The sequence below is a fragment of the Micromonospora coerulea genome (assembly GCF_016598485.1).
Lineage (GTDB): Bacteria > Actinomycetota > Actinomycetes > Mycobacteriales > Micromonosporaceae > Micromonospora > Micromonospora coerulea.
The window spans coordinates 128,989-153,351 of the sequence record NZ_JAEMUW010000008.1; the positions used below are offsets into that span (position 1 = coordinate 128,989).

The window sequence follows — 24,363 nt, forward strand, 5'->3', positions numbered from 1 at the left end:
CGCTCGATATGGAGAGATGTCGATGACAGTCGGCCTCGCCCGGGTCACGATCAGCGCTCCCCAGCGGCGGGTGGACGTGGCCCTGCCGGAGCAGGTCCCGCTGGCCGAGCTGCTGCCGGAGGTGCTGCGGCACGCCGGCGAGGGGCTGGCCGACGACGGGGAGCGCCACGGTGGCTGGTTGCTCCGCCGCACCGACGGCGCGGTGCTGGCCACCGCGCAGGCGCTGCTGCCGCAGGGCGTACGCGACGGCGAGGTGCTGCACCTGGTGCCGGCCCGCGCGCAGTGGCCCGAACTGGAGTACGACGACGTGGTCGAGGCGATCGCCGACGGCGCGCGCCGCCAGGGTGCCGCCTGGTCACCCGCGGCCACCCGGGTCGCCGCGCTGGCCGGAGCGGGGGTGCCGCTCGCCGTCGGGCTGCTCGCCGTGCTGGCCGGTGGCCCCGGCCAGCCCGCCGGCTGGCCGGTCGCCGCCGCCGTGGCGCTGCTGCTGGTCCTCGCCGCCACGGCCGCCTCCCGGGCGTACGGGGACGGCCCGGCCGGCGCCACCCTCGGCGGGTACGCCCTGCCGTACGCCGGCGCCGCCGGCGCCCTCGCGGTCGGCTCCGGCGACCCGGTCGGCCCGTTCGGGCCGCTGAGCTGGCTCGGCGGACCGGAACTGCTGGCCGGGTCGGTGGCGCTGCTGCTGGTCGCGGTGCTCGGCCTGCTCGGCGTGGCCACCCGGTCCCGGGTCTTCTCCGCCGGCGCGAGCGTCGGCGCGGTCGGCGCGCTCGCCGCGTTCGGCGGCCTCTTCCTCGACCCGGCGGCCACCGCGGCGGTGCTGCTCTGCGCGCTGGTCTTCGCGCTCGGCGCGCTGCCGCTGCTGGCCATCCGGCTCGGCAAGCTGCCGCTGCCGCCGATCACCCTGCCCGCCGCCGCGCCCGGCGGGGACGCGGGCGGAGTGCGGGACCTGCCGGACCGGGGGCGGGTGCAGGCGGCGGTGGCCCGCACCGAGGATCTGCTGACCGGCATGCTGCTCGGGCACGCCGTCCTCGCGGTCGCCGCCGCGACGGTGCTCGCCGTGGCCGGCGGGGTGGCCGGGCGGCTGCTGGTCGCCGTCGGGTCGGCCGTGCTGCTGCTGCGGTCGCGGCTCTTCGTCGGGCTGCGGCACCGGGTGCCCACCGTGCTCGCCGGGTTGGCCGGGTTCGCGGTGCTCGGCGGGGTGCTCGCCGGCCGGGCCGGCGCCGCCGGCCTGCTCGCGCTGACCGTCGGCGGGCTGGTCCTGGCCCTGGTCGCGGTGGCGGCCGGCACCACGTACGCCCGGCGGCCGGTCTCCCCGTACCTCGGTCGGCTCGCCGATCTGACCGACACCGCGCTGGTGGTCTCCGTGGTGCCGGTGGCCTGCGCGGTGCTGGACCTCTACGACCGGGCCCGCGGCCTGCTCGGCTGAACGCGAAGGCCCGGGTCGCCGAGCGACCCGGGCCCCGCGGACGTACGGAAGATCAGTGCGCGTCGCCGTGCTCGGCGGCGTCCTTGGCGCGCTGGTACGAGGCGCGGATCTCGGCCTCCGCCTCGGTCCGCCCCACCCAGGTCGCGCCCTCGACCGACTTGCCCGGCTCCAGGTCCTTGTACACCTCGAAGAAGTGCTGGATCTCCAGCCGGTCGAACTCGCCCAGGTGGTGGATGTCGCGCAGGTGCTCCTGGCGGGGGTCCTCGTAGGGCACGCAGAGGACCTTGTCGTCGCCGCCCTTCTCGTCCGTCATCCGGAACATGCCGATCGTGCGGCAGCGGATCAGGCAGCCCGGGAAGGTGGGCTCGGGGACGAGCACCAGCGCGTCCAGCGGGTCGCCGTCCTCGCCCAGGGTGCCCTCGATGAAGCCGTAGTCGGCCGGGTACTGCGTGGAGGTGAAGAGGGTGCGGTCCAGCCGGATCCGGCCGGTCGCGTGGTCCACCTCGTACTTGTTGCGGTGACCCTTCGGGATCTCAACCGTGACGTCGAAATCCATCTTCCACGCTCCCTCGTTTGCCCACGCTGGCTAACGGAAACCAGTGGCGGCGCTCCCGGACAGGTGAATGCCCACCCGCCGGCTCCGGCCGCCGCATAGTGTTCGGACCGAAGTAGTGTCACCCAAGGTGCTTTTCGACGGGGGAGGAGGGGGTCGTGGGGAGGGAAGATTCACACTACCGCCCGGAGGGGGTTGACGGCCGGAAGTTCGGCAGTCCCGGTTCCGGCGGTGCCACCGGGCGCGTCCCGGTCCCCGACGCCCAGTTTCCCCGTGCTCCCGGCGACCCCGGCCGCTCCGACGCCGGCTCTGCGGCGGTGGGCCGGGCGAACCCTCAGCGGTACGGCCCCGACCCGGTGGGCCGGGCCAACCCACCGCAGTACGGCTCCGGGCACCCCCGGCGGTACGGTCCCGAGCCGGTCGGCCGGGCGCGCCCCGAGCAGTTCGCCGGTCGGGCCGAGCCGCCGTACGGCGGCGGCCAGGTGCGCTGGCCGGACCAGGACGGCCCGGGCGGCGGACCGGTCGGCCCGGTCGCCCCGCCGACCGCTCCCGAGCCCCCGCCGGCCCGGCGCCGGCGACCGCTGCCGCTGGCCGTGCTCGCCACCGTGCTGGTCGTCGTGCTGGCCGCGGTCGGGCTGGCCGTGGTGCGGCCCGGCCCGGTGGCCGGCTGGCTGGGCGGCGAGGCCGCCGCGCCGGCGGCCAGTGCGGGGGCGTCGGAGCCCGAACCGTCGGTGGTGCTCGCCGAGCCGGACCCCAACGCCCCGGTTCCATCCGCCGACGGGCTACGCGCCGCGCTCGAACCGCTGATCCGCGCGGCGGCCCTCGGCGACCGGGTGAACGTGTCCGTGGCCGACGTGACCACCGGCCAGGCGCTCTACGGCAGTGGCCAGGACGCACCCACGGTGCCCGCCTCGGTGACCAAGCTGGCGACCGCGGTGACGGTGCTGGCCGCCCGCGGGCCGGCGTACCGGATCCCCACCCGCGCGGTGGCCGGCGCGACCCCCGGCGAGGTGGTCATCGTCGGCGGCGGCGACCCGACCCTGGCCGTGGACAAGAACGGCTTCTACCCGGGCGCGGCCCGGCTGGACGACCTGGCCGCCCAGGTACGCCAGGCGCTGGGCGGCGCCGCGCCGACCCGGGTCACCGTCGATTCGTCCCTGTTCAGCGGCCCGGTGTACGAGCCGGGCTGGGACGATGACATCCCGACCGGCGGATTCGGCGCGCCGATCACCGCCCTGATGACCGACGGCGCCCGCCGGGACGCGGAGGCGGCCCGGAAGAACTTCGACGCCACGCATGGCGCCGCCGAGCGGATCGCCCAGCCGGACCTGACCGCGGGCCGGCAGTTCGCCCGGCTGCTCGGGCTCTCCGGCGACGCCGACGAGGTGAAGCGGGGTAAGGCCCCCGCCGCCTCCGGGGCGAGCGCCACCGCGGGAGCCGCGACGCCCGGCACCGAGCTGGGCAAGGTCCAGTCGCTGCCGATGGTCCGGCTGGTCGACATCATGATCAGCGACAGTGACAACGTGATCGCCGAGACGCTGGCCCGGCAGGTGGCGCTGGCCCGGAAGCAGCCGGCCTCCTTCGCCGGCGGTGCCGCGGCCACCGACGCGGTGATCGGCGAACTGGGGCTGCCCGCCGACGAGATCAGCCTCGCCGACGGCAGCGGCCTGTCCCGGACCAACCGGATCAGCCCGTCGCTGCTGACCGACCTGATCACCCTCGCCGGCAACGGCAGTCACCCCGAGCTCGCGGCGATCTTCGGGGGCCTGCCGGTGGGCGGCTGGTCCGGCACCCTGGACGACCGCTACCAGGCGGCGGTGACGAAGGCCGGTGCCGGCGTGGTCCGCGCCAAGACCGGCACCCTCTCCCGGGTCAACGCCATCGCCGGGCTGGTCACCACGGCCGACGGCCGGCTGCTGACGTTCGCGGTGCTGACCGACCAGGCGCCGGAGAACAGCATGGACGCGACCCGGCAGGCCCTCGACCGGATCACCTCGGCGCTGGCCGGCTGCGGCTGCCGCTGACCCGGGCGCCGGCACGATCGGCGTCGATCACCCACCGTGAGCCCGGGCCGGGGTGTTCCGGCGCGGGTACGGTGGGTGCATGGCGCAGTTCGTGGACTGGGATCTGGCCGCCGCGACCGCGGGGGCGCTGGGCAAGTCGGGCCCCCGGGTGTCGTACGCCGAGGCCACCGAGGTGGTCGGCGAGCTGCGGCGGCTGACCGAGGAGGCGGCCGGACACGTCGCCGACTACACCGGGCTGCGCTCGCAGGTCGCGCATCCGCCGGTGCGGGTGGTGGACCGTCGGGACTGGGCGGCCGCCAACATCGCCGGGTTGCGCGAGGTGATCAGCCCGCTGGTGAACCGGCTCGCCGGTGACAAGCGCCCTGGGCCGCTGACCGAGGCGATCGGCTCCCGGCTGACCGGGGTGCAGGCCGGCACCGTGCTGGCCTACCTCTCCGGCCGGGTGCTCGGCCAGTACGAGGTCTTCTCCGGCGATCCCGGCCAGCTGCTGCTGGTGGCGCCGAACATCGTCGAGGTGGAGCGGAAGCTGCGCTGCGACCCGCGGGACTTCCGGCTCTGGGTCTGCCTGCACGAGGTGACCCACCGGACCCAGTTCACCTCCGTGCCGTGGATGCGGGCGTACTTCCTCGGCGAGGTGCAGGCGTTCGTCGACGCCTCGCAGGGCGGCGAGCACCTGCTGGAGCGGCTGCGGCGCGGCGTGGCCACCCTCTCCGAGGCCGTGAAGGACCCGGAGAGCCGGGCCAGCGTGCTGGACATCGTGCAGACCCCCGCCCAGCGTGCGGTGCTCGACCGGCTGACCGCGCTGATGACCCTGCTCGAGGGGCACGCCGAGTTCGTGATGGACGGCGTCGGCCCGCAGGTGATCCCGAGCGTCGAGTCGATCCGGGCCGCGTTCAACCGGCGCCGCGAGTCCGGCAACCCGCTGGAGAAGGCCATTCGCCGGCTGCTCGGCATCGAGGTCAAGATGCGCCAGTACGCCGAGGGCCGCAAGTTCGTCCACGGCGTGGTCGAGCGGGTCGGCATGGACGGCTTCAACAAGATCTTCGGGTCGCCGCTGACCCTGCCCCGGCTGGACGAGCTGGGCGACCCGGACGCCTGGGTGGCCCGGGTGCACGGGCCGGCCGCGACCCCCGCCGCCGGCTGAGCCGTCCGCCGTGGCCGCGCTCGCCCCGCCGGTCGCCGCAGCCCGGGTCGCGGTGCGGCGGGCGCTGGTCGGGCTGACCGGGGACGGGCCGGTGCTGGTCGCCTGCTCCGGCGGTGCCGACTCGCTCACGCTGGCCGCCGCCACCGCCTTCGTCGCCCCCCGGCTGGGTCGCCGGGCCGGCCTGGTCACCGTCGACCACGGCCTGCAGCCCGGCTCGGCGGAGCGGGCCGCCGCGGTGGCCCGCTGGGCCGTCGAGTCCGGCCTCGACCCCGTCGACGCGGTCCCGGTGACCGTCGCCGGCCGACCGGGCGGCCCCGAGGCGGCCGCCCGGGAGGCGCGCTACCAGGCGCTGGTCGCCACCGCCCGGCGGCGCGGCGCCGCCGCGGTGCTGCTCGGCCACACCCGGGACGACCAGGCCGAGACCGTGCTGCTCGCGCTGGCCCGCGGCGCCGGCCCGCGCGGGCTGGCCGGGATGCCGGAGCGCCGCGAGCTGGACGGCGTGACCCTGCTCCGGCCGCTGCTGGCCGTGAGCCGGGAGGAGACCCGCAAGGCCTGCGCCGTGCTGGGGCTCACGCCGTGGGAGGACCCGCACAACGTCGACCCGGCGTACGCCCGGGCGCGAGTCCGGTCCGACGTGTTGCCGTCGCTGGTCCGGGCGCTCGGCCCCGCCGTGCTGGACAACCTGGCCCGGACCGCCCGGCTGGTCGCCGCGGACACCGCCGCCCTGGACGAGCTCGCCGCCGCTGCCCTGACCGAAGCCCGCTCGCCCGAAGGCGGACTCGTGGTCGACACGCTGGCCGCGCAGCCGGTGGCGCTGCGGACCCGGGTGCTGCACGCCTGGGCGCGGGAGTTGGGCGCGCCGCCGGCCGCGCTGTCGCACCGGCACGTCGACGCGCTGGACGCGCTGGTGACGCAGTGGCACGGGCAGGGCGCGGTCCACCTTCCCGGCGGGCTCCGGGTGGCCCGCCAGGAGGGCCGGCTCACCCTCGCCGACCCCCGCTGAGCCGCCCCGCTGCGCCCCGCTGCGTCCCGCTCCGTCCGGCAGAGCGAAGGGAGCGCGGTGGCGGCGGAGCCGGCCACTTTCGGGTACGGGCAGGCGATCTGGCGACACACCGGCGGCGGGTACGTGGCCGGCTCGGAGTCCCGGGTCGACGGGGCGATGCTGGGCTGGTGATCAGGCCTCGACGCGTTCCCGGAAGGTCGTCCGGTAGGCGTGCGGGGTGGTGCCGACCCGGCGGGTGAAGTGGTGCCGCAGCGCCGCCGCGTCGCCGAAGCCGCTCTGGTCGGCCACGGTCTCCACGCTCAGCTGGGTCTCCTCGAGCAGCCGCCGGGCCAGCAGCACCCGCTGGTTGGTCAACCAGTCGTGCGGGGTGGTCCCGGTCTCAGCCCGGAACCGGCGGGCGAAGGTACGTGGCGCCATGTCGGCCCGCGCGGCCAGCTCGTCCACGGTCACCGTCCGGTCCAGGTGGCCCATCAGCCACTCCAGCACCGGCTCCAGCGTCGGGGCCTCCGCCGCCCGGGGGATCGGCGCCTCGATGTACTGGGACTGGCCGCCGTCGCGGTGCGGCGGGACGACCATCCGCCGGGCCAGCCGGGTGGCGGTCGCCGAGCCGTGCTCCTGGCGGACCAGGTGCAGGCAGGCGTCGATGCCGGCGGCGGTGCCGGCACTGGTGAGCAGCTTGCCGTCCTGCACGTAGAGCGAGTTGCACCTGACCCGGGCCGCCGGATAACGCCGTTGCAGCTCGTCGACATAGCGCCAGTGGGTAGTGCAGTCCCGCCCGTCGAGCAGCCCCGCCTCGCCGAGCACGAACGCGCCGGAGCAGACGCTGAGCAGCCACGCGCCCCGGTCGGCGGCCCGGCGCAGCGCGTCGAGCACCGGGCCGGGGACCGAGGTCCCCTCGGCGTGTGCCGGGACGGCAACCAGGTCGGCGTCCTCGACCGGGCCGAGGTCCGCGTGCGGGGTGAGCAGGAAGCCGGAGCGGCTGCGGACCGGGCCACCGTCCACGGTGCAGACGGCGAAGCGGTAGCCGGGGAAGCCGTCAGCGGTCCGGTCCGTGCCGAAGACCTCGGCCAGGACGCCGAGCTCGAACGCGGCGACCTCTTCCAGCGCGATGACGGCGACTGACTTCAGCATGTGACGAGGGTAACCGAAGAGGTGGCAGGAAATCGATGCCCACTGGCATTCCTGCCACTTTCCGGCCGGCCGGGGTGGCCGCAAACTGGGTTCAGTCCGGTGCGCACCGGCGGCGAAACCCACCTCAACCACGCGAAAGCGAGCGCCGCCATGGAACTCCTGCTGCTTCTTCTCTTCCTCGTCGTCCTCGCCGTCGCCGCGGCGACCGGGCTGGGGGCCGACACCCGCGACTCGGCCGACTGGAAGCCCACCGCCGACGGCCGGCGCTGGCGCTCCGGCACCTGCTGAGGTGATTTGCACCTTACGCGCCGAAGATCCCCGGCGGGACCGCGCCAAAAGGGGCGGCCCCGCCGACGGAGGCCATCCGGCGTACGGCAGGCTAGGCGCATGGCTGACGGCTCCTGGTACGACGCCGACATCGACCACGTGATCATTTCCGAGGCGCAGATCCGCGAGAAGACCGCGGAACTGGCCAAGCAGGTCTCGGCGGACTACGCGCACGTCGAGGACGGACTCCTGCTGGTCTGCGTGCTCAAGGGTGCGGTCATGTTCATGGCCGACTTCGCCCGGGCGCTCGGCCGCCAGGGTCCCCCCGCCGAGCTGGAGTTCATGGCCGTCTCCTCGTACGGCCAGGGCACCACCTCCTCCGGGGTGGTGCGGATCCTCAAGGACCTGGACCGGGACATCGCCGGCCGGCACGTCGTGGTCGTCGAGGACATCGTCGACTCCGGCCTGACCCTCTCCTGGCTGCTGCGCTACCTGGAGTCCCGCTCGGCGGCGAGCGTCGAGGTGGTCGCCCTGTTCCGCAAGCCGGACGCGGTCAAGGTCCCCGTCCCGGTGAAGTACGTCGGCTTCGACATCCCGACCGAGTTCGTCGTCGGCTACGGCCTCGACTTCGGCGAGCGGTACCGGGAACTGCCCTACGTCGGCGTGCTCAAGCCCGAGGTCTACGCCCGCGCCTGAAGCCCTCCGCCGACCTGCGAGTATCGGCGCTCATCGAGCGGACGTTCAGCGGGCTCTCAGCTGACCGGACTACGGTAGGGGTCGGTGGCGTGGAGGAACCCTCCACGCCCGACCCTCGCACCGCTTGACCGGGCGGTCGGGTGGGCGGGCGCGGAGTCCCCGTCACGCCGGCCCAAACCCCGGTTCGCCGTACGCGTAAGTGCTGGGCTCGGAAGCTCGCATCTGCCACGAACGGTGTACCGTCGAATGACCGCGGCGCGGCAATTCGCGCTTCGGGGGTCGAGGCCGGCCCGCACGGCGGCTCCGGCCGCCGCCCGAGGCGGCGACACCATTCAGACGGTCAGGACGTCGATCAGGAGGATGCGGGCGTCTCGGCGCCCGACAACAGTATGGAACGTACGCGTTTCTTCCGCCGACCGGTGGTCTGGATCATCCTGGTCATCCTCGGCGCCGTTGTGCTCAGTCAGCTGTTCACCGCTGGTCCCAGCTACCACCGGGTGGACACTTCCGTTGCGCTGGACCAGCTCCACACGGCAAAGATCAACAAGGCGGTCTTCCAGGACAAGGAGCAGACGCTCCAGCTCGACCTGGCCCAGAAGACCAAGTTCGGCGACACCAGCACCGACAAGATCGAGGCGCAGTTCCCGTACCAGGCCGGCGACGAGGTCTGGAACGAGGTGCTCGCGGCCAAGGCCGCCAACCGGGTGACCGGCCCGGCGGACGTGAAGGTCTCCTCGGACAGCGTCTGGGTCAGTCTGCTGGTCAACCTGCTCCCCATCGCCCTGCTCGTGCTTCTGCTGCTCTTCTTCATGTCGCAGATGCAGGGTGGCGGCTCCCGGGTGCTCAACTTCGGCAAGTCCAAGGCGAAGATGATCACCAAGGACACGCCGAAGACCACGTTCGCGGACGTGGCGGGGGCCGACGAGGCCGTCGAGGAGCTGCACGAGATCAAGGACTTCCTGCAGAACCCGGCGAAGTACCAGGCCCTCGGTGCCAAGATCCCGAAGGGCGTGCTGCTCTTCGGCCCGCCCGGTACCGGTAAGACCCTGCTCGCCCGGGCGGTCGCCGGTGAGGCCGGCGTGCCGTTCTACTCGATCTCCGGCTCGGACTTCGTGGAGATGTTCGTCGGTGTCGGCGCCAGCCGGGTCCGCGACCTCTTCGAGCAGGCCAAGTCGAACGCCCCGGCGATCGTCTTCGTCGACGAGATCGACGCGGTCGGCCGGCACCGTGGCGCCGGCATGGGCGGCGGCCACGACGAGCGGGAGCAGACCCTCAACCAGCTGCTCGTCGAGATGGACGGCTTCGACGTCAAGGGCGGCGTCATCCTGATCGCCGCGACCAACCGGCCGGACATCCTCGACCCGGCGCTGCTGCGCCCGGGCCGCTTCGACCGGCAGATCCCGGTGGACGCCCCCGACATGGAGGGCCGCAAGGCGATCCTGCGGGTGCACGCCAAGGGCAAGCCGTTCGCGCCCGACGTCGACCTCGACGCGGTCGCCCGGCGTACCCCCGGCTTCAGCGGCGCCGACCTGGCCAACGTGATCAACGAGTCCGCGCTGCTCACCGCGCGCAAGGAGCAGCGGGCGATCTCCAACGACTCCCTGGAGGAGTCGATTGACCGGGTGATCGCCGGTCCGCAGCGCCGGACCCGAGTGATGAGCGACCAGGAGAAGAAGATCACCGCGTACCACGAGGGTGGACACGCGCTGGTCGCCTGGGCGCTGCCGCACGCCGCGCCGGTGCACAAGGTGACGATCCTGTCCCGCGGTCGCTCGCTGGGCCACACCCTGGTCCTGCCGACCGAGGACAAGTACACCCAGACCCGGGCCGAGATGATCGACACCCTGGCGTACGCGCTGGGCGGCCGGGCGGCGGAGGAACTGGTCTTCCACGAGCCGACCACCGGCGCCGGCAACGACATCGAGAAGGCCACCCAGCTGGCCCGCGCGATGATCACCCAGTACGGCATGAGCTCCAAGCTCGGCGCGATCAAGTACGGCACCAGCGGTGACGAGCCGTTCCTCGGCCGCAACATGGGCCACGAGCGGGACTACTCCGACTCGGTGGCGGCCGAGATCGACGGCGAGATGCGCGCCCTGATCGAGCTGGCCCACGACGAGGCCTGGGAGATCCTGGTGGAGTACCGGGACGTGCTGGACAACATGGTCCTGGAGCTGATGGAGAAGGAGACTCTCTCCACCGCCGACATGGCCCGGATCTGCGCCCGGGTGGTGAAGCGCCCGCCGATGGCCCCGTACCACGGCTTCGGCAAGCGCCAGCCCTCCACCGAGCCGCCGGTGCTCACCCCGGCCGAGAAGGAGAAGCTCAAGGCCCAGGCCCAGGCCGACGGCGCCTCCGTCGGCGGTGGGTCGAACAACTCGGACGGTACGCACTGAGCACGGACCCGACGGCCAGCTCCCCGAAGCGGGAGCTGGCCGTCTCCGCGACCGAGCCCGACGGTGACGACGGGCTGGACTACGTTGCCGCGCGCCTGATCAGCGGCAAGCTCACGGGCCGGCCGGTCGAGGAGACCATGGACCTGGCCCGGATCGAGAAGGCCGTCCGGGAAATCCTCATCGCGGTCGGCGAGGACCCGGACCGGGACGGCCTCCAGCAGACGCCGGCCCGGGTCGCCCGCGCGTACGCCGAACTCTTCGCCGGCCTGCGGGTCGACCCTGGTCAGGTGCTCAGCACCACCTTCGAGGCCAACCACGAGGAGCTCGTGCTCGTCCGGGACATCGACGTGATGAGCCTCTGCGAGCACCACCTGCTGCCCTTCCGGGGCAGCGCACACATCGGCTACATCCCCGGGCCGGACGGCCGGATCACCGGCCTGTCCAAGCTGGCCCGGCTGGTGGAGGTCTTCGCCCGCCGTCCTCAGGTGCAGGAGCGGCTCACCTCGCAGATCGCCGACCTGCTGATGAGCAAGCTGGAACCGCGCGGCGTGATCGTCGTGCTCGAGTGCGAGCACATGTGCATGGCGATGCGGGGCATCCAGAAGAGCGGTGCGAAGACCATCACCTCGGCCGTACGCGGCGTGCTCCAGCGCGACGCGAAGTCGCGCGCCGAGGCCATGTCGCTGATCATCCACCGCTGACCCGGCGCGCGGCCGACGGCTCCGTCGGCCACGTCAGCCGGCCAGCATCGCCAGCACGATCCCGGCGGTGGTGGCCACCGCGGGGACCAGGCAGACCAGCGCCCCGAACCGGGGTGTCCGGTCCACCCGGTCCACCGGCCGGGGACGGAACAGCCGCCCGACCGCCAGCCAGCCCGCCATGAAGGCGACCGCGGGCATCGGCAGCCCCACCACCAGCGCCACGATGCTCGCCGCGCCCGCACCGGTGGCGAGCAGGACCAGCAGCTGGATCAGCGGGACGACCAGCGCCAGCGGACCGTACACGAGCAGGTTGCGCGGCCGGGACGGCCAGCGCGCCAGGCGGGGCAGCCCCCGCGCGGCCAGCGTGTCGTCCGCGGCGTCGGCCCACCGCCGGGCGGCCTGCAACGCGGTCAGCACCGCCGCCGGCCCGCCCACCATCGACCTCGCCGCCTCGGTCAGCTCCGGCGGAGTCGGCTGCAACGAGATCGCCGGCACCCCGAGTTCGCGCAGTCGGGCCTGCTGCGGGGCGAGCCGGGCCCGGACGACGGTCAGCTCCTCCCGCGCGGCCTGCACCGAACGGGCCTGCTCGCCCGCCGCCGTCGTCGCGGCCCGGCGCACCCCGTCGAGCTGGCGGGCGGCGGCGACGTAGTCCGCCCACGCCGCCGTGGCCGGATCCGGGGGATCGGCCAACGGGCCACCCGACCGGGGTGCCGGCACGGCGGTTCCGGTCTCGCTCACCTGGTCGCCTCCTCCCCGAACGGCACCAGCACCGTCCCCGACTCACCCGGGCCGTCCCAGAGCACCGCCCGGCCCGGGCGCGGTCGCCAGAGCACCGGCCGGTCGAAGAGCGACTCCAGCCGGGCGCCCGGCACGTCGGTGACCACCACGGCGGCCAGCTTGTCGATCTCGCCCTCCGGGCCGAGCAGCCCGGCCAGCGGTCCCACCGACCGCCACCAGCCGAGCAGGTGCAACCCGGCCGGGGGGCCCTCCCGCAGCAGTGACCGCAGCCGCTCGACCGGCAGCTCCGTCGCGTCCGGCACATCCAGCCCGAACACCACCAGGTAGCTCGGCTCGCCCGCGTCCAGCGCGGCGCGCAGGCCGGCCACGTCGACGATCTCCACCGGGTGCTGCCCGGCCAGCTCGGCGGCCAGTTCCGCGGCCGGCTCCGCCGACCCGTTGGCCAGCGGGGCCAGCACGAACCGGGCCGACGGGTGGTGCGCCGCCGTGCTCCGGGCCGCGGTGACCAGCAGGCGGGCCGCCTCCTCGTCCCGGCCCAGCACGGCGAGGTTCCGACCGGGGGCCGGGCCGAGCGGCACCGCCACCGTGGAGCGCTGCACGTCCACCGCCCGGCCGAGCAGGGCGGCCGGGGTGTGCGCCCGGCCGGCCAGCGCCGCCCGGTGCCGCGGGTCGTTGCCGAGCAGCGGGCGGGCGAAGCCGGCGAAGACCACCGGCGGGGTGGACCGCTGCGGCCGGGCCGCCCAGAGCCGGTGCCGCAGCTCGGCGAGCAGGTCCGGGTCGTCGTGCGGATCCGGGAAGCGGATCATGCGTTCGTGGCCCCGGGTGGCGCCGCGCGGCCCGCCCAACCCACCGGCGGTGTTCACCACGGCGGTGCCCACCGGCAGCCCGGCCGCGGCGTCGTTCGTCGGCTCCAGCACCGCCGATCCGCCGGGCAGGGCCACCCGGACCAGGAACTGCCCCAGCAGCGGGTCACGCGGGCCGCCGATGCCGAGGTCGCCCTCGCCGGCCAGCACCAGGTGGATGCCGTACGCGCGGGCGGCGCGGGCCAGCACGTCCAGCCGGGCCAGCAGGCCGGTGGCGAACCGGTCCCGTTCCCGCAGCAGCAGGGGGAAGTTGTCGATCACGGAGACGATCCGGGGCAGCGACTGGTGCTCGCGCAGCTCCGCGTAGCGCTGCCCGCCGGCCCGCCCGCCGGCCTCCTCCCGGCGGTGCAGCTCCGCCTCCAGTTGGCCGACCAGGTCCGCCACGTACTCCCGGTCGGCGGCCATCCCGGCGGCGCGGACCTGCGGCACCCAGGAGCGGTCCCGTTCGGTCTGGAGGAACTCCACGAAGGACTCGCCTTCGCCGAGATCGGCCAGGTAGAGGACCAGCTCGTCCGGGCCGTACCCGGCCGTCAGCCCGAACAGCACGTTGGTCAGGAACGCCGACCGGCCGGCGCCGGAACGGCCGCTGACCAGCCAGTGCGGCGTCAGCTCGGTGAAGCCGAGGCTGACCGGCCGGCCGGCGGCGTCACCGACCACGGTGGACAGCCCCTCGACCGAGCTCGACTCCCACAGTTCACCGGGCGGCAGCAGGTCGGTCAGGGACAGCCGGGAGCCGTCCTCGATCTGCCGGGCCAGCCGGCGGCACACGCCCGCCACCAGCTCCGCCGGCGGATCCTCCTCCACCAGGACGGGTGAGTTGAGCCCGCCGGGAGCCGCCGTGCCGGGGCTGCTCAGGCCCTGCCCCGGCGGATCGCCGACCAGCGCGTACGCGGTGCGTACCGCGACCGGGGTGGCCTGCGGCAGCGGCGCGGCGGCCGACCGGCCGGCGACGACCAGGTGCAGGCCCGCACGGTGGCCCCGGGCGGCCAGCTCATCGATCCGGCCTAGGTCGGTGGCGCCGACGGCGGCGGGGAGCGCGGCCACCACCAGAAGCAGCGTCCGGTCGTGCCCGCGCTGCCGGGCCATGCCGGCGGCGACCCACTGCTCGGCCTCAGTGAGCACCGCGCGCAGCCCGACCACGTCCACCGTCGGTGGCGGCAGCAGCCCTGCGTCGGCCAACGCCGCGAACCCCCCGAAGACGCCGACCGCCGGGTCCGGGTCGGCGGTGGCGTCCACCGCGCGGACCAGCAGCGAGCCGGCCGGCGCGGCGGCGAGCAACCGCAGCAGGAGGGCCCGGAGCAAGCCGGCCACCCGAGGATCGGTGGCATCGGCGTCGATGCTCAGGTGGCCGCTGCCGAGCAGCGGCACCAGCGCCGGGAACCGGGCGTCGTCCAGCGGCGCGGCGGTGCCGACCCGGACGACGGGCGGTGGCTGGTCAGCGGGCGGGGTCGCCGGAGTCAGCGTCTCCAGGGCGGCGCCGGCCCAGCCGGGGGCGGCGAGCGCCGCAGCCGTACGCAGCCGCTCGGCCAACTCGTACTGCCGGTGGTGGTCGGCCGGGACGGGCCGGATCTCGTCGAGGATGCCGGCGGCCGCGGTCGCGGTGGCTGCGGCCCGCCGGTGCAGGGCGGCGGCCCGGCCGGCTCTCGCCTTCGGACTGCCCACCGCGTCCACCTCTCTTCCCGAGGCCGACATCTCCTCCCCGCGCAGTGACGGTATCCCAGCCGGCGGCCCCGCTCCGGGATGTCGGTCGGCGCTGCGCCGGGGTTTGCCTGACCGGTGAGCCGGCTCACCCCGGGATCCAGCCCAGCCGGGCCGCCTGGAAGCCGAGCTGCATCCGGGTCTGCACCCGGGCCAGGTCCATCAGGCGGCGCACCCGGCGCTGCACGGTCCGCAGCGAGGTCCGCAGGTGGCCGGCGACGGCCCGGATCGCCTGACCCGCCCGCGCCGCGTCCGCCCGGCGGTTCACCACGATCGGTGAATCCGGGGCATTGGGTACGCGGCGCGCAGCCGATAGCCTCAGGAGGTGGAATCAGTGCAGCCCCCCACCGGTTCCCAGGTGTCCCGGGTACCGGCGCAGCGGACCCCGCCCGAGCAGTTGGCGCCGCCAGCGCCGGCTCCGGCGCCGGAGCGTCCCCGACGTCGGCTGCGCACGGTGCTCTCGCTTGTCGCCGGGCTGCTCGCCCTGCTCTGCATCGGCGGCGGCGTCACCGGCTTCATCCTGTACGACCGGGCGACCGCGCCGGACCGCAGCGCCCCCGACGTGGTGGTGGACAACTATCTCCGCGCCTTCCTGGTGGACCGCAACGACACGAAGGCCAGCGAGTTCGCCTGCGAGGGCGGAGGCGACCTCGGCGCGGTGCGCGGTCTACGAGACGAGCTGGAGCGGCGGGAAGCGAACTTCGACGTCGTGGTCAGAGTCAGTTGGGGGGCGCTCACCAGGACGCAAATTGCCGACGGCGAGTTGGTGACCACAACCTTGGCCATCTCCGGCTCCGCCGACGGGCAGACACGGAGCAGCCGACGCGAAGACTGGCAGTTCACAGTGATCGACAAGGACGGCTGGCGGGTCTGTGAGGGCCACAAGATCGGCTGAGACGCCTACTCGATCCAGAGCAGGTGGACCGGGACCTCCAAGGTGTTCGGGGCCTGGCCGCGCCAGGCCCAGCGGTACCACTCCAGTTCGGAGGTGACCCGGACGCAGATGTCTCCGTCGGCACCGGAGTAGGTCTCGGTCACGGCCCGCAGGTCGCGATGCTCGGTCGAGCCGAGGACGTGCACGACCCGGCGGCCGGCCACCGCGTCGGCCTCGAAGACCGGGGTAGGCGCCCGATGGGCCGGCGCGTCGAGGGAGACGAGCCGGATCCCGGATTCGCGCGGCACGACTGGCACGTCCCTGCGGTCGCCCACGGTCTCGACCCAGACCCGCTCCACCGGTACCAGCGGCGCGAACACCTCCACCTGTTCGGATTCCGCGCGGTACCACTCGTGCTCCGGGATGACCGGCACATAGGTCCGGCTGCCCTGCACCACCCGCTCGTCGGCGCGCAGATCACCCCGCCAGCCGAGGCCGGGCAGCCCGACCAGCACCCGCCGGCCGCGCAGCTCGACCCGGTCCGTGGCGGGGACGACGTGGAGCGGTCGGGGTGGCAGCGGGGCCCAGTCGGGCTGGTCCGCGAAGGGATCGGGCAGCGGGCCGGTCATTCGTGTGCCGGCCTCACGTGTCGCCGTCCAGCGGCGCCCCGCGCTCCCGCATGAACGGCACCGGGTTGATCGCGCCCCGACTGGACCGGTCGCTGTCGACGTGCACCTCGAAGTGCAGGTGCGGGCCGGAGGAGTTGCCGCTGCTGCCGACCCGGCCGATCACGTCACCGGCCGCCACCAGCTGACCGGGAGCCACCCCGGGGCGCTCCACCAGGTGGCAGTAGCGGGTGATGTAGCCCCCGGCGTGCAGGATGTCCACGAACCAGCCGCAGCCGCCCTTGCCCGGCCAGCCGTCCCGGTCGCAGTCCCGTCGTCCGGAGTGGTCCGGGTCGCAGCGGGCCACCAGCACCCGGCCGGTCGCCGCGGCGTGGATCTCGGTGACCCGCCTGGGTGCGGCGATGTCCACCCCGTTGTGACCCGGTCGGTCGGCGGTGCGGAAGCCGGAGCCGACGCCACCCGGGATCGGCGCGGTCCAGCCCGACGCGGCGATCCGGGCGCCGGCGGCCGCGTCACACACCGCCTTGCCGGCGATCTGCACCGTCCGCGCGGCGCCGCCGGCGAGCGCGTCGACGATTCGGCCCGCCAGCTCCTCGTGCTTCGCGTAGGCGTCGGGGAACGCGCTGACCTGCACCCGCTGCGCCACCACGGTGAGCGGCCGGTCCTCCCACCGGGGCACCCGCAGCATCTTCTCGTAGAACTTGCGGGCGGTGTAGGCGGGGGACATCCGCTGCTCGACACTGCCCCAGCCGGGCCGCTGCTGGAAGAGGCCGAGCGAGTCGTGGTCGGCGCCGACGCCCTCGTGCGGCAGCGTCAGAGAGGCCGGCACGGTGCTGTTGGCCAGGTTCCGCAGCGCGGACTCCTGCATGGCGGTGGCCAGCGCGATGACCCAGCCGCGAGCCGGCACCTTCATGTCCTGACCGACCTTGATGATGACCGCGGCGTTGCGGAGCTGGCCCTCGCCGTACTCGGTGAAGCGGGGCATGTCGCCGGTGATGCTGACCCGGTGGCCCGGGTCGCAGGCCAGCCCGGCCACGGTCGGGTCGTCCTGCTCCTCGCCGCCCAGCTCGGTGAGGAGGAAGGCGGCGGCGCCGCCGACGCAGCAGAGCAGGGTGAGGGTCGCGGTCAGCGCGGCGGCCACGACGCCGAGCCGTAGTCTCCGGCGGCGCGGCGGGGACTCGGTGTCCCGCCAGTGGTCCGTCATTGCCGCTCCCAGTCCACCGCGTCCACCAGCCACCGGCCGTCGGGGGCCACGAGTTCGAGTCGGAGCCGGCCGTTGTCCAGCGGGATGAGCGCCTCCACGAAGGACTCCGTACGGGCGCGCAGCGTGACCTCGCCGGTCATCCGGCGGGCGGGGACGCTCTCCGGATCCGCGCCGGTCAGCTTCTCGGTCAGCGCCGGCGTCGACATGGGGCGCAGTCGCGCCTGCCAGTCCTCCCCGGTGCTACCCGGACCAGCCAGCCAGGCGGTGGTGAACCGACTGGCGGCCTGCTCGGGACTCAGCTCACCCGGGCGGGTCTTCGGTGTGGGGGGCGCCGGGCTCGACAGCACGCCGTCGTCGCCCGCCTCCGGGTCGACGGTGCTGATCGGCTCCCGCGGCCGGTTGCTGAGGCCGGTGGTCGGGTCGACGGGGCCGGAGACCAGCCGGGCCGCCCCGATCACGCCGAAGACCAGGACGGCGATCACCACCGCGACGCCGAGCCGGGACCGCAGAGCCCGGGTGAACAGGAATTCCAGCGCTCGTCGCATCGTGCTCACCGCGCCTCGGAGCGCACCCGGGGCGTCGGCTTGGTGGCCGGCGCGGGCTCGGCGGAGCCCGGACGGTAGATGGCGAACGCCGGGGCCTCCTCGGGCACGTCCGGTTCCGTCCAGGTGGCCGGTTGCCGGCGCCGGGGACGGGGTGCGGCGGTCCGCCCGCCGCCCGGCTGCTCCGGTGCCGGCGCGTCGTCCGCCCGTTCCTGCCCGTCCGGCCGTCGCCGCTCGGCGGCGGCGTGCGACGGGTCCTCATGCCGCGCCTCCGGGCGCAGGTTGCTCGGCTCGATCGCCGCGCCGCGCCGCCGGCCGAGCGCCGGCTCCGCCGTACCGCCGGGCTCGACCACGTCCAGCCGGGCCGCCACCCGCACGTCGCGGAAGAAGCGACGGTGCCAGGAGCCGGCCGAGCTGATCGCCTCGCTGCTGTCCTTGCCACCGAGCTGGGTGATCCGGCGGTACGGGCGGAGCAGCAGCCAGCCGACCACCCCGCAGAGCCAGACCAGCACCACCTGGAGCCAGCCCGGCAGGGTCGGCGTGTTCATGATCAGGTCCACGGCGAAGAGGTAGATCGCCGCGCCGGTGCCGAAGATGGCGATGTTGAAGACGGCGGCGACCACCGCGTTCGCCAGCCGGCGCAGCCCGGCGCTGGCCGGGCGCATCAGGCCGACCGTGCCGAGGATCGGCGCGGCGATCACGGCCCACCGGAAGATCAGGAAGCCCAGCAGGACCAGCAGCGAGGCGGTCAGGTCGAACATCGCGAAGAGCAGCGAGGCCAGTACGGCGATGAAGCCGGCCCCGATCCGGTCCATGTCCCGGACGCCCTGCAGGTACTCGTAGGCTTCCGGGTCCTCCGTCTTGATCTGCTCGGCGACCCGAGCCCACTGCTGCTGCTTGGCCTTGATCGTCGCCTCGCGGGTAGCCGGGTTCTGGCGGAGTTTCTCTGACTCCTCCCAGGAGAGGGACTTGGCGTCGTAGAGCGCTGGGCCGTACTTCTTGGCGGTCTCACTGTCGGCCGACCCGAGGACCCCACGCAGCCAGTTGCGGTAGAGCATCGTCTCGGTGGCCGTGTCGCTGGCCCGCACCGCTGGGGGACGGTGGTCCGTGCACGCCGCAGGGTTGGGGTCGTCGCACTGGCCGGGCGGAGTGTCCCGGGTCGCCGGGCCCACCGCGTCGTGCACGACGCTCAGGGTGGTGACCAGGGTGTTGTCGGCGATGTTCGCCGACTTCACCGGCCAGGCCGCCAGGGCGGTGACCGCCACCATCACCAGCAACGCCCAGCCGGCCGTCGTCATGGCGTTGCTCATGTCCGACTGGCGGGAGCGCCAGAGCAGGTAGAGGCCGACCACGCAGAGGGTGACGATGCCGAAGACGCTGAAGACCTTCTGGTAGACCGCCTTGGTGGCCTGCTCCACCAGCGGGTCCGCCCAGCCCCACATCGACCCGGGATCCCAGGCCCGCTCCCGCAGCGCGTTCGAGGCGCCGATCACGGCGTTGGCGAACATGAACTCGCCGTTGGCCACCATCGTGGTGAAGCGGTAGTCCGGATGGAGCACGGACGACGCACAGCCGCCGTCGACGTCGTACGTCGTGTAGCTGTAGCCCGCGTAGCCGTAGTCGCTGTAGAGGCCCTTCGGACCGGGCAGCTTGGCGGAGTCGGGGCGGGCGGCGAACCAGCCGGCCAGACCGGAGTCCGGTGCCCCGGGAACGGGAGCGTTGCGGCACTCGACCTGGTCCTGGCTGACCTCCTTGAGCTTCGCCACGCAGGCGCGGAAGTCGGTCTGCCACTCCTTGGTGCTGCAGAGCTCGGCCCGGGCCTGGGCGACCGGGGTCGCGGCGTACGCCGGTGTCGCCCCGACCGCCGGCCAGGCGATGGTGGCCACGGCGAGTACGCCGAGCGCGAGGAGGAGCGCCGCGATCCGTGCCCGGGCCCTCGCCATGTCACGCCTCCAGGTCAGCCAGGACGGTCGGCAGCGCCCCGGCGGTCTGGGCGACCGCGGCGGGGGTGGTGTCCAGGTGGTCGAGCAGCCCTTCGACGTACGACACGTCCACCCGGACCTTCTGCACCCGGCCGTCGACGTCCCGCATCACGAACTCCCGGAAGCCCAGTCGTGCGGCCGAGCCGGCGTCGGCCTGGGAGAGCGAGGCGAGGGTCGCCTCGTAGCCGTCGTTGACCGGCACCCGGAGCAGTCGCAGCGCCTCGGAGGCGATCTCGGTGTCCTCGGCGATCCGGCCGACGAAGACGGTGGAGACGAGATTCTGCACGTCGAGGCCGAGGATGTCCTTCGGGTTCTGCGAGGCGACCAGGGCGGCGAGGTTCCACTTCCGGGAGTCCCGGGCGAGGCGGACCAGGAACGAGCGCCCGGAGCGCCAACCTTCCATGAAGTGCGCCTCGTCGAGGCCGACCAGCTTCCGCGACGACATCGACCCGCCGTAGCAGCGGCGGACCGCCAGTCGGTGCGCGGTGTGCAGCATCGGCAGGGCGAGGGCCTCCTCGGCCGACCAGTACTCGCGTTCGATCTTGAGGTCGGGCAGCCGCAGTCCGGCCATGGTGATCACCGTGAGCGCCGCGTCGGCGCCGAGCAGCCCCTCCGGCGGCCGGCCGAAGAAGAGCATGGCGAGCGGCATCTCGGCGGTGTCCAGCAGCAGGTTGGCCAGTTCCCGGCCGGCGTCGTCGTCGAGCCCCTGCAGGCAGGCGACCACGTCGTCCAGGGTGGACGTCTCCTCCGCGGGCACCTGACGTACCGCGTGCCGGAACAGGGTGGCGGTGGAGGCCTCGCGGGCGACCTGCGGCGGCACCAGCATCATGCAGATGTCCTGCACCAGCATCCGGCGCTCGGCGCGGGCGTTGGAGACCGCGATCTCGAACTCCCGGTCGCCGGTCGCGCCGGCGCCGAACTCGGTGCGCAGCGGCGTCGGGATCAGCGCGTACGGCGCGAGTGTCCCCTGCTCGGAGCCGGTCAGGTTGAGCACGCGGGAGTACGGCCGCAGCTCCGGCATGGCGCAGAGCCGGGCCAGCGGGCCGGACGGGTCGAGCAGGGTGACCTGCACCCCGCGCCGGGCGGCCAGGTAGCCGAGCGCGCCGAGCAGGGTGGACTTGCCACCGCCCGGCTCCGCCACGAAGACCGCGAGCCCGGAGCGTTCCCGCACCTCCATCGGGAAGTGCAGGTCGAGGAAGACCGGGCGGCGGCAGGTGCCGGCGGTACGCCCGATCAGGTCGCCCCGCCGATCGCCGACGGTGGAGGCGGCCTGCGGCAGCGCGGCGGCCAGCAGCGGGACAGGCATCCGCCGGACGTAGCCGGTGTTGGCGATCGGTTCGCCGGGGATGAACTCGCGGGCCAGCCAGTCCTGGTTCTTCGGGTGCTGCAACGAGATGCGCAGCTCGCGGGAGTAGAGCTGGATGAGCCGGCGGGCCCGCTCCAGGCACTCCTCGCGGGTCCGGCCGCCGACCGCGATCCGGTGCCAGCCGTGTGCGCGGGCCGAGTCCACCGGCAGCCCGGTGGTCATCTCGTCGCCGATCACCAGCGCCCGCTTGGCCAGTCGTTCCAGCTCGGGCGGGGCGTCGATGCCGTGCTCGGCGTAGTCGAGCTGCTGGGACCGGATCATCCGGAGCCGGTGCTCAAGGTTGCGGAACGAGTCACCGGAGCCGAGGATGTCCACCCGGGTGGAGATCTCCATCGGCCAGGGCAGCCGCTCGTGGAAGTGCAGCCAGGGCTCGTGCCGCTCGGGGATCTCCAGCGGCTCCATCCGGCCGACCGCGAGCACGGCGACGTGCCGCTCCTCGCCGGTCATCCGGTTCACCAGCTTGACCGTCGAGCCGTACGGGGTCCGGTAGCGCTCGACCTGCTCGGTCAGGGCGAGCAGGTCCCCGCGCTCCCACCGGCCGTTGGTGATCGGGGAGAGGGTGCCCGGGGGCGACATGCAGAGCGCGACGGAGCGGTAGAGCAGCCACTCCAGTTCCTGCGCGGTGACCCGGCGACCGCGCATGCCGAACGCTCCGAGCACCTCGTCGAACTGCTCGACGGTCCGGCCCAGCTTGCGGCGCTCGCCGTCGGCGGTGCCCCGGCCGAAGGTGCGCAGCAGCCGCTCGGTCAGCGAGTCGCCGAGCGACCGGCGGGCGAAGGTGACGCCCAGGTAGGTCTGCCCTTCGGCGTGGTTGACCGCCATCAGGTGCCGCTGGGCGGCGACCAGGTGGTCGGCCCAGCCGGCCGTCCCGGGCACGTCGGGCAGCGGCGCCGCGGTGTGCGCGTCGATGGTGCGGGCCCACTCGTCGGCGGGGAACGGCCGGGTGGTGCGGCGCAGGTGCAGCCGGAAGCCGGCCAGGCCGGCGTACTGCTCGGAGATGGCCGACAGCAGCGCCTCCCGCTCGGCGTCGGGGCGGAACGCCCAGCGCACCTCGGGCAGCCAGTACCAGGCGGTGACGGTGTTCGGGGTGAAGGTCAGGTGGCCGGCGATCTCGGTGATCGCCAGCTCGACCGACGGGTCCCGATCCGCAAACTTGATCTTCGGCGGGCGGACCCGGACCGGCTTGGCGGGCTTGCCGCTGCGCTCGGGGGAGCGCTGCCGGGGCGTGGCCACCTCGCGGGCGGGCGGTGTCGACAGCTCGCGGGTGCCGGACGCGGCGACCTCGCGGCCGCGCGGCGCGGTGATCCGTTCGGGGTCGGTGCGGCGCGCGATCCGGCCGGCGGCGGCCGGATCGCGCCGCGACGGACGCTCGGCCGGGATCTCGGCCGCCGGCTCGGTCAGCTCCGGTTCGGCGGTCGGTCGCAGCGTGGGGAGCCGGTCGCCGGGCTGGTGCGGCACCCGGTTCCGGGCGGTCTTCGCGGGCGCCGGTCCGAGAGCGGGCATCCGGCCCGGGGCGTCGCCCGGCAGTTCGGGCGCGGGGGATGCCGACCGGGGGAGGCCGACGGTCTCCCCGCTGCGGTCGTCCGGTCGGGTGCCGGTGACGGCCTCGGGCAGCCGGCTCGGCTGGTCGGCGGCGATGCCCTCCGGGCTCCCGGTGGCGCGGCCGGTCCGGCGCTCGGAGAGCGGCGTGGGCACGGCCGGCTCGGTGGGGGCGGCGTGCTGGTGCGGGATCGGCAACGCCTCCCGCCCGACGCCGCGCCGGGGCGGCGCGACCACCGGGGTCGGCTCGGCGGGCGGCGGGGTCGCGGACCGGGTCACCGCGGGTGGCGTCGCCGGGCGGTGGCCGCCCGGCTGCGCGCCGCCGAAGAGGTCGAGGAACGGCGAGTCGATGTCGCCGCCGTCGCCCACGGCGGGTTGCGCGCCGGCCGGGGCAGGCCGGGGCGGCTGGAAGACGCCGACCTGGCCGTGCCCGGGGCTGGTCGCCAGCGCGGGGTCGAGGGCGGCCTCGTCCAGCTCCTCCGCCTCAGGGTAGTCGAACGATCGCGCACGGTTACCAGGCGGCTCGGCATGCCGCCCGGCCGGGGAACCCGGCGTAAAAGAGCGATTCATGAGACCGCCTCACCCGCGTCGTTCGGCTGCCCGTTGGGCGTACACCCGGTCATGCCAGTTCCTCCCGGATCCTGATCCGGCTCGCCACCAGGCGCGGGTCGCGCAGCTCGGCGGCCGGCTCCCGGGTTCGTCGCCAGTCGGTCAGCGCGGTGCGGATGACCATGCGCGCCGGCCGGTCGGGGTCGACGTACCGGAAGATGAACGAGGTGGTCACGATGGCGAGCGAGATCTCCCAGGCGGGAAAGAGCTCGACGTTCAGCGTGAACAGCCAGTGGATGAACATGTAGAGGGGTACGAGCAGCATGAACAGGCCGTACTGGGCGTACGGCAGGTGCACGGGAAGGGTGTAGCCGGGCGGCCCCAGATAGACGAGACGAGCCCGGTAGATGTCGTCGTCGGTGCGCAGCCGCATGGTCGCCCGCGCCTATTCGAAGATCAGATTGATCAGGTAGTCGCCGACGAAGAAGAGGGTGGCGGCGCCGGCGATGAACGCCAGGCCGACGATGGCGATGGCCGAGCTGGTCAGCACCTTCGAGATCTCGCCCCGGCTGGCCCGGCCGATGAAGATGACACCGAGCACGGCAAGCAGGATCGGCGCGATCTTGCTGGCGAAGAAGGTGACGACGCCCTCGGTGTCGATGCCCTTCGGCGCCGGCTCGGCGAGTGGCGTCGACGCCAGCGTGTGGAGCGCGTGGCCGACGGCGGACGACGCCGTCCCCAGGAGCTCGATGGCGATCACTGGAAACCTCCCCATGTCGCGGCCGGCGACGCCGCGGTGGTGCAGTAGTCAAGCCTGGCGGGATGGTGCTCACTCTGCGCAGCGTCGGCGACACTACGTTCGTTACCCACCACGGAGAGTGGTGAGCTTTGGGGGAATTTCTCCCGCTTCGGCCCTCCCTCCAGGCTTCGCCATCTCCATGCTGGGCAATTCCAAAGCGTACGGCGCGGCCACCTTTGCGACAACCCGCGAAGAGTCGACCCGATCCGACCCGGAAGACCGATCGTACACCTGTTCCAATT

The 24,363-nt window shown here is 74.1% G+C and carries 21 protein-coding genes; 9 read left to right on the forward strand and 12 right to left on the reverse strand.

The genetic code is table 11. The annotated features are described in order from the left end of the window. The first annotated feature begins 22 nt into the window (after positions 1 to 22). The gene (gene eccD / locus I8N68_RS13160) at positions 23 to 1,426 is read left to right on the forward strand and encodes a type VII secretion integral membrane protein EccD (RefSeq protein ID WP_200210216.1); all 1,404 of its coding nucleotides are present in this window, start codon (positions 23 to 25) and stop codon (positions 1,424 to 1,426) included. A 52-nt stretch (positions 1,427 to 1,478) separates the two neighbouring features. On the opposite strand, the gene I8N68_RS13165 is transcribed toward eccD, so the two are convergent. Continuing rightward, entirely contained in the window at positions 1,479 to 1,982 is a 504-nt protein-coding gene (locus I8N68_RS13165) for an inorganic diphosphatase (RefSeq protein ID WP_130329652.1), read from the reverse strand. A gap of 590 nt (positions 1,983 to 2,572) precedes the next feature. Between I8N68_RS13165 and dacB the strand changes: the two genes are divergently transcribed. From dacB to tilS, 3 genes are all read left to right on the forward strand, one after another. After that, entirely contained in the window at positions 2,573 to 4,003 is a 1,431-nt protein-coding gene (gene dacB / locus I8N68_RS13170) for a D-alanyl-D-alanine carboxypeptidase/D-alanyl-D-alanine endopeptidase (protein ID WP_372433714.1), read from the forward strand. A gap of 79 nt (positions 4,004 to 4,082) precedes the next feature. Continuing rightward, on the forward strand, positions 4,083 to 5,147 hold the full coding sequence (locus tag I8N68_RS13175; protein WP_200210218.1) for an Rv3626c family coenzyme F420 biosynthesis-associated protein: 1,065 nt from the start codon (positions 4,083 to 4,085) through the stop codon (positions 5,145 to 5,147). A gap of 10 nt (positions 5,148 to 5,157) precedes the next feature. Beyond that, positions 5,158 to 6,150, forward strand: coding sequence for a tRNA lysidine(34) synthetase TilS (tilS, locus tag I8N68_RS13180; RefSeq protein ID WP_200210219.1), 993 nt, complete (start codon positions 5,158 to 5,160; stop codon positions 6,148 to 6,150). 171 nt (positions 6,151 to 6,321) lie between these two features. On the opposite strand, the gene I8N68_RS13185 is transcribed toward tilS, so the two are convergent. Then, entirely contained in the window at positions 6,322 to 7,281 is a 960-nt protein-coding gene (locus I8N68_RS13185) for a GlxA family transcriptional regulator (protein WP_200210220.1), read from the reverse strand. Positions 7,282 to 7,431: 150 nt separating this feature from the next. Between I8N68_RS13185 and I8N68_RS13190 the strand changes: the two genes are divergently transcribed. From I8N68_RS13190 to folE, 4 genes are all read left to right on the forward strand, one after another. Next, complete coding sequence (locus tag I8N68_RS13190) at positions 7,432 to 7,569, forward strand: hypothetical protein (protein ID WP_200210221.1); 138 nt, start codon at positions 7,432 to 7,434, stop codon at positions 7,567 to 7,569. Between the two features lie 99 nt (positions 7,570 to 7,668). Then, a complete protein-coding gene (gene hpt, locus I8N68_RS13195; protein WP_089004926.1) occupies positions 7,669 to 8,244 on the forward strand; it encodes a hypoxanthine phosphoribosyltransferase in 576 nt (191 codons plus the stop codon). A gap of 389 nt (positions 8,245 to 8,633) precedes the next feature. After that, the gene (gene ftsH, locus I8N68_RS13200) at positions 8,634 to 10,640 is read left to right on the forward strand and encodes an ATP-dependent zinc metalloprotease FtsH (protein ID WP_200210222.1); all 2,007 of its coding nucleotides are present in this window, start codon (positions 8,634 to 8,636) and stop codon (positions 10,638 to 10,640) included. Between the two features lie 35 nt (positions 10,641 to 10,675). Beyond that, entirely contained in the window at positions 10,676 to 11,341 is a 666-nt protein-coding gene (gene folE, locus I8N68_RS13205; protein WP_200210326.1) for a GTP cyclohydrolase I FolE, read from the forward strand. Positions 11,342 to 11,374: 33 nt separating this feature from the next. Here the strand turns inward: folE and I8N68_RS13210 are convergent, their stop codons facing one another. The 3 genes from I8N68_RS13210 to I8N68_RS13220 form a co-directional block, all read right to left on the reverse strand. After that, positions 11,375 to 12,079 (reverse strand): hypothetical protein, encoded by a 705-nt coding sequence (locus I8N68_RS13210; RefSeq protein WP_200210223.1) that lies wholly within the window; start codon positions 12,077 to 12,079, stop codon positions 11,375 to 11,377. After that, complete coding sequence (locus I8N68_RS13215) at positions 12,076 to 14,613, reverse strand: FtsK/SpoIIIE domain-containing protein (RefSeq protein ID WP_200210327.1); 2,538 nt, start codon at positions 14,611 to 14,613, stop codon at positions 12,076 to 12,078. Before I8N68_RS13215 ends, I8N68_RS13210 begins: the two co-directional genes overlap by 4 nt. Before the next feature lie 115 nt (positions 14,614 to 14,728). Continuing rightward, complete coding sequence (locus I8N68_RS13220; RefSeq protein ID WP_200210224.1) at positions 14,729 to 14,908, reverse strand: hypothetical protein; 180 nt, start codon at positions 14,906 to 14,908, stop codon at positions 14,729 to 14,731. A gap of 66 nt (positions 14,909 to 14,974) precedes the next feature. On the opposite strand from I8N68_RS13220, the gene I8N68_RS13225 reads away from it, so the two are divergent. Continuing rightward, positions 14,975 to 15,535: a hypothetical protein gene (locus tag I8N68_RS13225; RefSeq protein ID WP_200210328.1), complete on the forward strand. Its 561-nt coding sequence runs from the start codon at positions 14,975 to 14,977 to the stop codon at positions 15,533 to 15,535. Between the two features lie 5 nt (positions 15,536 to 15,540). Here I8N68_RS13225 and I8N68_RS13230 read toward each other — a convergent pair whose 3' ends face one another. Genes I8N68_RS13230 through I8N68_RS13260 form a run of 7 tightly spaced genes read right to left on the reverse strand, consistent with a single transcriptional unit; the run spans position 15,541 to position 24,082 of the window. Continuing rightward, a complete protein-coding gene (locus tag I8N68_RS13230; RefSeq protein ID WP_200210225.1) occupies positions 15,541 to 16,143 on the reverse strand; it encodes a hypothetical protein in 603 nt (200 codons plus the stop codon). Between the two features lie 13 nt (positions 16,144 to 16,156). Continuing rightward, positions 16,157 to 17,344: a M23 family metallopeptidase gene (locus tag I8N68_RS13235; protein WP_200210226.1), complete on the reverse strand. Its 1,188-nt coding sequence runs from the start codon at positions 17,342 to 17,344 to the stop codon at positions 16,157 to 16,159. Continuing rightward, positions 17,341 to 17,898 (reverse strand): hypothetical protein, encoded by a 558-nt coding sequence (locus I8N68_RS13240; RefSeq protein ID WP_200210227.1) that lies wholly within the window; start codon positions 17,896 to 17,898, stop codon positions 17,341 to 17,343. The genes I8N68_RS13235 and I8N68_RS13240 overlap by 4 nt, the downstream gene beginning before the upstream one ends. Next, a complete protein-coding gene (locus I8N68_RS13245; RefSeq protein WP_200210228.1) occupies positions 17,895 to 19,829 on the reverse strand; it encodes an MraY family glycosyltransferase in 1,935 nt (644 codons plus the stop codon). The genes I8N68_RS13240 and I8N68_RS13245 overlap by 4 nt, the downstream gene beginning before the upstream one ends. 1 nt (position 19,830) lies before the next feature. Beyond that, the gene (locus tag I8N68_RS13250) at positions 19,831 to 23,343 is read right to left on the reverse strand and encodes an ATP-binding protein (protein WP_200210229.1); all 3,513 of its coding nucleotides are present in this window, start codon (positions 23,341 to 23,343) and stop codon (positions 19,831 to 19,833) included. Positions 23,344 to 23,392: 49 nt separating this feature from the next. Next, positions 23,393 to 23,755, reverse strand: coding sequence for a hypothetical protein (locus I8N68_RS13255; RefSeq protein WP_200210230.1), 363 nt, complete (start codon positions 23,753 to 23,755; stop codon positions 23,393 to 23,395). Positions 23,756 to 23,767: 12 nt separating this feature from the next. Beyond that, positions 23,768 to 24,082, reverse strand: a complete 315-nt coding sequence (locus I8N68_RS13260) for a hypothetical protein (RefSeq protein ID WP_200210231.1) — start codon at positions 24,080 to 24,082, stop codon at positions 23,768 to 23,770. Positions 24,083 to 24,363: the final 281 nt, after the last annotated feature.

Excerpts from the sequence above, each read along its gene's own strand:
- eccD (WP_200210216.1), top strand. The coding sequence starts at position 23 with ATGACAGTCGGCCTCGCCCGGGTCACGATCAGCGCTCCCCAGCGGCGG.
- I8N68_RS13165 (WP_130329652.1), bottom strand. The coding sequence starts at position 1,982 with ATGGATTTCGACGTCACGGTTGAGATCCCGAAGGGTCACCGCAACAAG.
- I8N68_RS13175 (WP_200210218.1), top strand. The coding sequence starts at position 4,083 with ATGGCGCAGTTCGTGGACTGGGATCTGGCCGCCGCGACCGCGGGGGCG.
- I8N68_RS13185 (WP_200210220.1), bottom strand. The coding sequence starts at position 7,281 with ATGCTGAAGTCAGTCGCCGTCATCGCGCTGGAAGAGGTCGCCGCGTTC.
- I8N68_RS13190 (WP_200210221.1), top strand. The coding sequence starts at position 7,432 with ATGGAACTCCTGCTGCTTCTTCTCTTCCTCGTCGTCCTCGCCGTCGCC.
- hpt (WP_089004926.1), top strand. The coding sequence starts at position 7,669 with ATGGCTGACGGCTCCTGGTACGACGCCGACATCGACCACGTGATCATT.
- ftsH (WP_200210222.1), top strand. The coding sequence starts at position 8,634 with ATGGAACGTACGCGTTTCTTCCGCCGACCGGTGGTCTGGATCATCCTG.
- I8N68_RS13230 (WP_200210225.1), bottom strand. The coding sequence starts at position 16,143 with ATGACCGGCCCGCTGCCCGATCCCTTCGCGGACCAGCCCGACTGGGCC.
- I8N68_RS13235 (WP_200210226.1), bottom strand. The coding sequence starts at position 17,344 with ATGACGGACCACTGGCGGGACACCGAGTCCCCGCCGCGCCGCCGGAGA.
- I8N68_RS13245 (WP_200210228.1), bottom strand. The coding sequence starts at position 19,829 with ATGGCGAGGGCCCGGGCACGGATCGCGGCGCTCCTCCTCGCGCTCGGC.
- I8N68_RS13250 (WP_200210229.1), bottom strand. The coding sequence starts at position 23,343 with ATGAATCGCTCTTTTACGCCGGGTTCCCCGGCCGGGCGGCATGCCGAG.
- I8N68_RS13255 (WP_200210230.1), bottom strand. The coding sequence starts at position 23,755 with ATGCGGCTGCGCACCGACGACGACATCTACCGGGCTCGTCTCGTCTAT.